The organism is Corallococcus sp. CA053C, from assembly GCF_003611675.1.
Classification (GTDB): domain Bacteria; phylum Myxococcota; class Myxococcia; order Myxococcales; family Myxococcaceae; genus Corallococcus.
Window position 1 is genome coordinate 1 of the sequence record NZ_RAWA01000864.1, and the last position, 468, is coordinate 468.

Annotated in this window: 1 pseudogene; it reads right to left on the minus strand. The window is 69.7% G+C overall.

What is annotated here, in order from left to right:
* A pseudogene (locus D7V97_RS43625) lies at positions 1-468 on the minus strand (hypothetical protein); the annotation flags it as partial.

Here is a 468-nt window from a genome sequence, read left to right on the forward strand (position 1 = left end):
GCCCAGCAGGTGCGCCTCCAGCCTCTTGCCCTTGCGCCCTCGCCGCAGCACCACGGCGGTCGCGTCCAGGTGCGCCAGCGTCATGGGCCTTGAGGTGCCTCCAACCTGCCCCCAGTCATGTACCGCCGACAGCGCCAGCGTGTAGCGTCCGGGGACAGGGGGCCGGCCCAAGAGGAGGTGCTGTACGTCCAGGGCCACTTCCGCTCCCGTCAGGCGAGCGCTCAGCACGTCCGAGACGAACGCCTCCGCGTACACCGGCCCCAGCGTCCCTGTCGCGATGACTCCGGCGGGGTGGGAGTCGGGATTGACGCGGTTGCCATAGCGCCGCACCAGGTGCCCGGACAAGAGGGAGTAGCCCTCCATCATCCCCAACCACACCGAGTGGGGCGTGTCCCCTCCCACCATGAAGAGGCGCACCACCTGCCCCCAGTCGGACAGCGTGTCCCAGTCCTCCTTCCTCACGAAGCC